This window comes from Streptomyces sp. NPDC096311 (assembly GCF_044763085.1).
GTDB lineage: Bacteria > Actinomycetota > Actinomycetes > Streptomycetales > Streptomycetaceae > Streptomyces.
The window spans coordinates 21,328-28,862 of record NZ_JBIWFN010000047.1 but is presented as its reverse complement, the minus strand read 5'-3'; the positions used below and the strand labels follow the sequence as shown (position 1 = coordinate 28,862).

Annotated in this window: 8 protein-coding genes and 1 pseudogene; 6 read left to right on the top strand and 3 right to left on the bottom strand. The window is 68.4% G+C overall.

The window, feature by feature from the left end; all coding sequences use genetic code 11:
• Positions 1-469: 469 nt before the first annotated feature.
• Together ACIRA5_RS52575 and ACIRA5_RS52570 are read left to right on the top strand one after the other, a co-directional pair.
• Positions 470-1,972 carry a cytochrome P450 gene (locus tag ACIRA5_RS52575; RefSeq protein WP_403705540.1) on the top strand — a complete coding sequence of 501 codons (1,503 nt, stop codon included), beginning with the start codon at positions 470-472 and terminating at the stop codon, positions 1,970-1,972.
• A 529-nt stretch (positions 1,973-2,501) separates the two neighbouring features.
• Positions 2,502-2,693, top strand: coding sequence for a hypothetical protein (locus ACIRA5_RS52570; protein ID WP_403705538.1), 192 nt, complete (start codon positions 2,502-2,504; stop codon positions 2,691-2,693).
• Here the strand turns inward: ACIRA5_RS52570 and ACIRA5_RS52565 are convergent.
• The gene (locus ACIRA5_RS52565; RefSeq protein WP_403705535.1) at positions 2,640-3,377 is read right to left on the bottom strand and encodes a MerR family transcriptional regulator; all 738 of its coding nucleotides are present in this window, start codon (positions 3,375-3,377) and stop codon (positions 2,640-2,642) included. The two genes, ACIRA5_RS52570 and ACIRA5_RS52565, sit on opposite strands and share 54 nt — an antisense overlap.
• A 47-nt stretch (positions 3,378-3,424) precedes the next feature.
• Between ACIRA5_RS52565 and ACIRA5_RS52560 the strand changes: the two genes are divergently transcribed.
• The 3 genes and pseudogenes from ACIRA5_RS52560 to ACIRA5_RS52550 all read left to right on the top strand — a co-directional run bounded on the left by ACIRA5_RS52560 (position 3,425) and on the right by ACIRA5_RS52550 (position 5,190).
• Positions 3,425-3,904 carry a DUF6194 family protein gene (locus ACIRA5_RS52560; protein ID WP_403705533.1) on the top strand — a complete coding sequence of 160 codons (480 nt, stop codon included), beginning with the start codon at positions 3,425-3,427 and terminating at the stop codon, positions 3,902-3,904.
• Between the two features lie 67 nt (positions 3,905-3,971).
• A pseudogene (locus ACIRA5_RS52555) lies at positions 3,972-4,243 on the top strand (IS5/IS1182 family transposase); the annotation flags it as partial.
• 200 nt (positions 4,244-4,443) lie between these two features.
• Entirely contained in the window at positions 4,444-5,190 is a 747-nt protein-coding gene (locus tag ACIRA5_RS52550; protein WP_403705530.1) for a phosphotransferase family protein, read from the top strand.
• A gap of 200 nt (positions 5,191-5,390) precedes the next feature.
• On the opposite strand, the gene ACIRA5_RS52545 is transcribed toward ACIRA5_RS52550, so the two are convergent.
• Complete coding sequence (locus ACIRA5_RS52545; RefSeq protein ID WP_403705527.1) at positions 5,391-5,849, bottom strand: MarR family winged helix-turn-helix transcriptional regulator; 459 nt, start codon at positions 5,847-5,849, stop codon at positions 5,391-5,393.
• A gap of 63 nt (positions 5,850-5,912) precedes the next feature.
• On the opposite strand from ACIRA5_RS52545, the gene ACIRA5_RS52540 reads away from it, so the two are divergent.
• Positions 5,913-6,281: a VOC family protein gene (locus tag ACIRA5_RS52540; RefSeq protein WP_403705524.1), complete on the top strand. Its 369-nt coding sequence runs from the start codon at positions 5,913-5,915 to the stop codon at positions 6,279-6,281.
• 207 nt (positions 6,282-6,488) lie between these two features.
• On the opposite strand, the gene ACIRA5_RS52535 is transcribed toward ACIRA5_RS52540, so the two are convergent.
• The gene (locus tag ACIRA5_RS52535) at positions 6,489-7,424 is read right to left on the bottom strand and encodes a LysR family transcriptional regulator (RefSeq protein ID WP_403705521.1); all 936 of its coding nucleotides are present in this window, start codon (positions 7,422-7,424) and stop codon (positions 6,489-6,491) included.
• Positions 7,425-7,535: the final 111 nt, after the last annotated feature.

The following is a 7,535-nucleotide window of genomic DNA, read 5'->3' as shown; positions in this document are numbered from 1 at the left end:
GGTTTTGTTTTGCGAGTGGTTCTCTGGCGGGTGTCGGTGGTGCCGGGGGACGGTTTCCGGGATGCGGATGACCCGGGCCGGCACCCGGACGCACATGGCTGTGACCGGCACTCAGGGTGCGTGCCCGGGTGTGCCCGGTGTGAGGCTGGGCGGTTGCTGGTGTTGAGGTCCGGTGGGTGCACCGGGACCGGGTGCCGCGTGCGCGCGGGCCGCTTCCCGGCGGTTTCTGTGTGTCTGGGGACGGGGCCCGGGCGTCTGTCCAGGGTTGAGTTCCGGTGGGCCGCGGGGGATCGGATGCCGGGGGTCCGTGGCTGGTGGCGGGCTTCCGAGGTGGTTTTGCGGGGCGGGGTCCGGCGCGTGTGTGGGGTTGTGTTCCTGGTGGGCGTCCGGGTGGTCATGCGGGCGTGGTGCCGGGGTGTGTGCAGTGCTTGTCGGGAAGTTTTCGCGGTCTATGTCGTGGAGGTGTCCGGTGGCGCGTCAGGCGGAGCAGCAGGAGCAGGGGGAGTTGCGGGGCGGCGGTGGTGGCATGGCGGACCTGCGTGCCATGCCGAGCGGGCCGCACCAGCAGGATGCGCAGGGTGTGCCGGATCTGCGCGCTGGGCGAGGTGGGTGTCCGTATGTGATGGATGGGTTGGGGCGGGATGTGCAGGGGGAGGGCGCGTTGTTGCGGGGGCAGGGCGAGGTGGCGCGGGTGGTGTTGCCGGGTGGAGTAGGAGCGTGGGCGGTGACGGATCCGGCGGTGATCCGTGGGTTGTTGACGGATGGGCGGGTCTCGAAGGATGCGTATCGGCATTGGCCGGCGTGGCAGCGGGGTGAGGTGGGGGCGGAGTGGCCCTTGGCGGTGTGGGTGTCGGTGCAGAATCTGGTGACGTCGTACGGGGCGGAGCACCGCCGGCTGCGGGGGTTGATGGGGTCGGCCTTCACGGCGCGGCGGGTGGGGCTGTTGGGTCCGAGAGTGGGGCAGATCGCGGCAAGGCTGCTGGAAGGGATGGAGGTGGCGGCGCGGGAGGCTCGGGGCGGTGTGGTGGATGTGCGGGGGTTGTATGCGCAGCCGTTGCCGAGCCGGGTGATGCTGGAGTTGTTCGGGATTCCGGAGGAGTTCCGGGGGGCGTTGCGGGAGATCATCGAGGGGTTTTTCGCTACGGGGGTGTCGTTGGAGGATGCGCGGCGTAACTACGCGGCGCTGTACCGGACGATGGGGGAGTTGGTGGCGCTCAAGCGGCGTTGTCCAGGTGAGGACCTGACCAGTGCGCTGATCGCTGCGGGGAGCGGAGCGGATCCCGCAGATCCGGCGTCACTTTCGGACCTCACGAACGTCACGGACCTCGCGGACCTCACAGACGTGGCGGACGGTGCGAGTGCGGGCGCGGGCGCGGGTGGCCCCGAGGCTGCGGGGAGAGGGGGATTGAGTGAGAAGGAGTTGGTGGACAACCTGATCATGTTGTTGAGCGCGGGGTGTGAGCCGACGGTGAATCTGCTGGCGAACGCGGTGGTGTGGTTGCTGCGGGAGCCGGTGCAGCTGGAGTTGGTGCGGTCGGGGCGGGCGTCGTGGGGGGACGTGGTGGAGGAGGCGTTGCGGGTGGAGGCGCCGGGTGCGAATGCGATTTTGCGGTATGCGGTGGAGGATGTGCGGGTGGGGGAGACGGTGATCCCGCGGGGAGATGCGCTGGTGATCGGGTTCGCGGCGGCGGGGCGGGATCCGGGGGTGCACGGGGTGGATGCGGAGCGATTCGATGTGATGCGGGCGACGCGGCGGGAGCATTTGTCGTTCGGTCATGGGGTGCATTACTGCCTGGGCGCGCCGTTGGCGCGGCTGGAGGCCGAGATTGCCCTTCAGGCGTTGTTCGCCCGCTTTCCCGGGATGCGGCTGGCGGTGGAGCCGGGGGCGCTGCGTCCGACGGAGTCGTTCATTTCGAACGGGCCGCGGGAGGTGCCGGTGTTGCTGGGACCGCCTGCCGACGTGGTGAGGTGACGCGCCGGCCCGCACCCTGCTCGCCCAGGCTCAGGGCGATGACCGCGAGGGAGACGTGTACGCGTCCCCGGTGATGAGTCACACGGCCTCGAACGGCATCTGCCGATCTCTCGCCTTCCGCTTCATCGCCGAACGCGACGTGACGTTCGCGGACCGAGTTCCGCGAAGCAACCACTGGGCCAACGCTCCCCGTACTCACCGGCACGAAGGTGACATTCGGAGACCTCACGACCAGGCGATACATGCAACTCGCGTGAACTGGCGACGCCATGTCGACCCAAACGACGCCTTGCCCACAAGCGCCCCGCTGGGACCACACCAGCGGGGCCTCTCGTCCGCTATGGACGAGGGGTTCGGCACCTATTCACCGTTTATGCTCCGGCCAAGGACAGGCTCTGCGGCCACATCAAGAAGATCAAGAACCGGTCGAAGTTCCTGGAGATCTGCCGCTACCCAATGCCGCCACGTCTCGGACTGGGCCGAGGCCGACAACGTCGAGATCGCCCACCCCCCGACCAACTCCGCAGGGTTGAACCGCATCGAGGCCCAGTTCACCGCCCTGCGCGTCTTCACCCTCGACAGCACCGACCACGCCGGCCACGAAGAGCAAGGCAGCGTGACCGGCCGCTCCATCATGGGGGGAAGCCACCGCGCCGACCACCAGCGCCTACGAGTCGTGGCCGCCAACGACGGCTGCCAGGTCTGCACCCGCTCGGAGTAGCGCCACGGTCCGTGTGGCGATCTGGTCGAGGCGTTGTTGCAGGATGCGTTGGGTCTTGCCCAGGCTGTCGAGTTGGTGCAGGGAACCCATGATCTCGCGCACTGCGGGAATGCCGTAACCGGTGCCGCGCAGGGCCGCGACGATTCGGGCCGCTCTGATGGCTGAAAGGTTGTAGCGGCGTGCTTGCAGTGACGTCACTCGCTCGGGCGTGACAAGCCCTTCCTGCTCCCAGAACCGCAGAGTGGAGGGACGTACATTGAGTGCTCCGGCGAGCTCTGTGATCGTCATCGCGTCACTGTCTTGCTCGAACTCGGTCGTATTCGCTTCGGCTTGGATCGCACGCAACGCTTGTTGAGCGCGCAGGGCCTCTTCTCGTTCCCGCGCGAGCCGAACATGGACCGCGTTGATCGTCGAGGCTGCCTCCTCGATCGTGTCCGTTCGTAGTTCCGCGAGCATGTGCCGGGCTGTGACAGGCCCTACAGCACCTGCGAGCCCTCGATAGGCGCGAAGAGCATGCACGTGAAGCGGAGTGTAGGAACGGTATCCGTTGCTCGATCGGGCGGCTGGGGGAATGACTCCCAGTCGCTCCAGGTCGCGAACCTGTTGCACCGAGTACCCCGACTCTGCGGCGACATCGACGGTTCGGAGCGGTACCCGTCGCGAACCGCTCACCAGCTCGCCCATCAGCCAACCCCACATAAGCACTTGAAGGTGATGCTTGAACCATGAGTATGGAACAGATCATCGCGACCGTGCGAGGCTTCGCCGGCGCGCTCGTGGTTGTCCCGGAGCAGGGCAGCGGCCTCCCCGAGCTCGTGTGGGGAGATGCGTTCTTCTACTACGCCCCCGAGGGTCGGGTGCCTCAGAACGTCCAGCCCTACGGGACCATCGTCACCAAGAACTACCCCGACGACACCGTTTCCGACCTCGACGCTCCAGGCCGCTGGCGCCTGAACGTCCACGTCGACCGTGCGACGTTCCGGGAGCTCACCGGGGAGGAGCCGCGCAGCCTCACCCGACCTCGCGACTACGCGGCGGCCGACACCGTGATGCCGCACCCGGTATACGGGGCACTAGGCTGGATCTCCGTCGTCAATCCCGGTGAGAGGACGACGGACACGGCCGTGCGGCTTTTGCGTAGTGCCCACGACGCCGCTCGTGCCCGGTGCGCGCGGCGACACGCAACGCGAAGGTCGCAGGAGAACGACTGACACGGTTCCGGAGCAAGCGGACTTGAGGGCGCCCCGCACACCGCGGTGAGCGCGAGTTCGCTCCAGCTCCGCCCATCACCAGATCGTCATCGACGGCGACAGCCGCCGGGTCGTCGTGGTCAGCAGGCCGCTTCCAGGCAACCGTGCCGACTGCAAGGCGTGGAGGGAGAGGGACTCCTTGAGCGGAGCCAGGCACACAACACGTTCCACAAACAGCTCCGCGCCCGTGTCGAGCACGGCTTCGCCCGCATGAAGACACGGAAGATCCTGCGCGACTGCCACCGCATGGGCGGCGGCGTCCACCACGTCACGACCGGCATCGCCCATCAGCGCAACCTCCGCGGGACCGACCTCAGGCCGGGCCGTCCGTTTCGGCTTCGGTCAAATGACTTTGAACTCCCAACAAAAGTGGTGGGCTTGACCTGGTCAGAGGTTGCTGTCGTGCACGAGGCCGCTGGGTAGCGGGACGCGGTCAGCCGCGTAGTCGCACGCGATAATCCCGGCGACGTCGGCGGCCATCCCCGGGATACTGGTCGCCCATGGATGAGGTCGAAGTCGTCGTCGCCCATTCCGAGCGTGCGACTCTGCGCGTCGGCGACGTGTTCCTGAAGGTGGACGCCGATCAGGCGCGCATCGACGTCGAGGTCGAGGTGATGTCCCTCGCGCCGGTCCCGACCCCGGAGGTCCTGTGGCGCAAGCCGCCCGTGCTCGCGATCGCCGCGCTCCCGGGGACGACGCTTGGGCGCCTCGGCGGCCCGTCGACCGGGTCGCCGGCGGCGTGGGCCGCGGCGGGCGCCGCCATCCGGAAGCTGCACGACGCGCCGCTGCCGGCCCGGGCCGGCCGGGCCGGCCGGAGCATCGTCGCGCTGGCGGCGGAACTCGACGACGAGTGCGAGTTGCTCGTGACGAACGGCGTCCTGCCCGCCGACCTGGTCACCCGCAACCGCCAGGTCGCCGAGGCCGCGCTCCGGCCGTGGACTCCGGCGTTCACGCACGGCGACCTGCAGATCGCGCACGTCTTCGTCGACGGCGACGAGGTCACCGGCATCATCGACTGGTCCGAGGCGGGCCAGGGTGATGCCTTGTACGACCTCGCCACCTTCACACTCGGGCACGAGGAGCACCTCGACGACGTCATCGCCGGCTATGGCACCGACGTCGACCTCGACGTGATCCACGCGTGGTGGTCGTTGCGAAGCCTGCTGATAGTTCGCTGGCTGATCGAGCACGGCTTCGACGCCTTCGCGCCGGGCTGTGAGGTCGACGTGCTGAGATCCCGGATGTGAGGCTACGCGAGCCCGACTGCTGCAAGTGCGTTCTGACGCATCGAGCAGGCCATCCCCTGGGGCGCATCGCCTGCCCTTACTCGGCTCATCGCAGAAGAGGGTGTAGTCGGGGGCTGTCGGTTTTCGAGGTCGCTTGCACGGATTTCCACGCTCGGCTGCACCCCTGTCCGGGCGCGGCGAGACGTGCGCCGAGGTACGAGCTACGCACCGTCGTTGCCATCGCGCAGGGAATGGATCATGCTCTGCAGGATCCGGAACGCGCCTGACTGCTCGGTCTCGGTCATGCCGGCCAGCATTCTGACCTCGACGGACCGGACCGCTACGGTCGCCTTCTCCAGGCTCCGTCGGCCGCGAGGCGTGAGCCGCGCGGGAAGAACCTTCCCGACGGGCGCCTCCGCAGGCCTGGTCACGTAGCCCTCTCGTTCCAGGGTCTGGAGCAGCACGTTCATCGACTGCCGTGTCACGAACGCGCCCCGCGCGAGCTCGGAGTTCGACAAGCCCGGCCGTTGAGCCAGCAACTCGAGGCAGGAGTAGTGCGTCACGCTCATCCCGAGTGGCCGCAGCACCTCCTCCATGGCTGCGCGCAGGGCGCTCGAAGCCTCTTTCAGCAGGTAGCCCAGTGATTTGTCCAGGTCGACGCCGACACCCTTTTGACTCATGTCAGCATTCTGACATACATTGGTCCGTGTCAGGAATCTGACACGAAGAGAAGGAGCATCATCATGCCCGTCACCGGCCCCGACTTCATCTCGCTCCAGGTGCGCGACCTTGACGCTTCGCAGGCGTTCTACGAGCAGTACCTCGGCCTCGTCCGTTCGCAGGCCGGACCTCCGCACGCCGTCGTCTTCGAGACGAAGCCGATCGCGTTCGCACTCCGCGACGTCGTTCCCGGCACCGATCTCGCATCCGTTGCTCAGCCCGGCATCGGTGCCGCGATCTGGCTCCACGCCACCGACGTCCAGGCCATCCACGATGCTCTCGTCGCCGACGGTCACACCATCGTCTCCGCACCGATCGACGGCCCCTTCGGCCGGACATTCACCTTCGCCGACCCCGACGGCTACCAAGTCACTCTCCACGACCGCGCCTGACAAGCCAAACGCCACCGACGATCACCGTTCCCCCGAAGACCGCCGGTTGCGCCCGAGGCGCGAGATGAGGGGCCCTGTGCGTCTCGGGCAGCGGTGTTAAAGGGTTCTCCTTATGCCGCTGCCTGCAACTCCTCGTACTCGGCGTGGACTTCTGCGGGAGTCTTGTAGCCGAGTCCGGAGTGGAGGCGTTTTCGATTGCGGCGGCGCTCAGCGCGGAATCACCCAGCCCGGCGCCCAGGTCCCGGTGGCGTCGTGGTCGGCTGCTGTCGCGGCGAGGTGGGCGCGGAGGGTGGCCAGCGCCGGGTGGGGGTTGTCGCGGTGCCAGAGGAGCGAGTGCGGGTAGACGGGCGTCGGGTCGGTCACCGGGATGCGGCGCAGGCCGTGGCCGGAGGGCCAGACGAGGCGGGTGTGCCCGCCCATGAAGGTGGCCAGGGCCGGGGTGTCGGCGACGGTGTCGAGGAGCGCGTCGGAGCCGAAGTTGGGGCCCGTCGCCTCGATGGCGAGGCCGAACTCGGCGACGAGGTCGTCGTAGTAGGCGGCCCACTCGGTACCGGGGACGATGCCGGGCATCCAGATCCGGTGCCCGGCGAGCTGAGCGACAGTCACCGACCGGGCGCTCGCCAGCGCGTGTGCGGGGCCGGTGAGGAGCTCGAGCGGCTCGTCGAGCACCCGGACGGACTCGATGTCCTCGGGAAGGGGTCGGCCGGGCGCGGCGACGGCGCGGAAGGACGCGTCGATCGCACCGGACCGGATGGCGGCGACGGCCGTCTCGATGTCGAACAGCATCACCACGTCGAGGTCGATCTCGGGATGCGCACGGTAGAAGCCGCGCATCAGGCCCGCCGCCGCGCCACGCGAGGCGATCACGTCGACGCGCAGCGGACGGCGGCCGGGGCGCACGGACGCGACCGCGCGCTCGGCGACGCGCAGCAGCTCGCGCGCGTGGGGCAGGAACGCCTGCCCGTCGATGGTGAGCTCGGCGCCGCGCGCGGTGCGAGTGAACAGCCGCACACCGAGGTTGCGCTCCAGCGCGGCGATGCGCTTGGAGACGGCCTGCTGGGTGACCGCCAGCTCGGCGGCGGCCTCCTGGAACTGCCCCGCGTCGGCGGCGACGACGAAGGTCCGGACGGTATCGAGGTCCATGCCGACACCCTACGAGCACAACCGATGGTTGTGGTTGATGGCTCTACGGTTGTTTGATCCCCTGGTGTGACGCTCGCTTTGATGTTTCCGAACGCGGATCGGTTGTGCGGG

What these genes read in the sequence shown, in the direction of transcription:
- ACIRA5_RS52545 (WP_403705527.1), bottom strand. Translation starts at nt 5,849, where the DNA reads ATGAGTCAAAAGGGTGTCGGCGTCGACCTGGACAAATCACTGGGCTAC.
- ACIRA5_RS52550 (WP_403705530.1), top strand. Translation starts at nt 4,444, where the DNA reads ATGGATGAGGTCGAAGTCGTCGTCGCCCATTCCGAGCGTGCGACTCTG.
- ACIRA5_RS52565 (WP_403705535.1), bottom strand. Translation starts at nt 3,377, where the DNA reads ATGGGCGAGCTGGTGAGCGGTTCGCGACGGGTACCGCTCCGAACCGTC.
- ACIRA5_RS52540 (WP_403705524.1), top strand. Translation starts at nt 5,913, where the DNA reads ATGCCCGTCACCGGCCCCGACTTCATCTCGCTCCAGGTGCGCGACCTT.
- ACIRA5_RS52535 (WP_403705521.1), bottom strand. Translation starts at nt 7,424, where the DNA reads ATGGACCTCGATACCGTCCGGACCTTCGTCGTCGCCGCCGACGCGGGG.
- ACIRA5_RS52560 (WP_403705533.1), top strand. Translation starts at nt 3,425, where the DNA reads ATGGAACAGATCATCGCGACCGTGCGAGGCTTCGCCGGCGCGCTCGTG.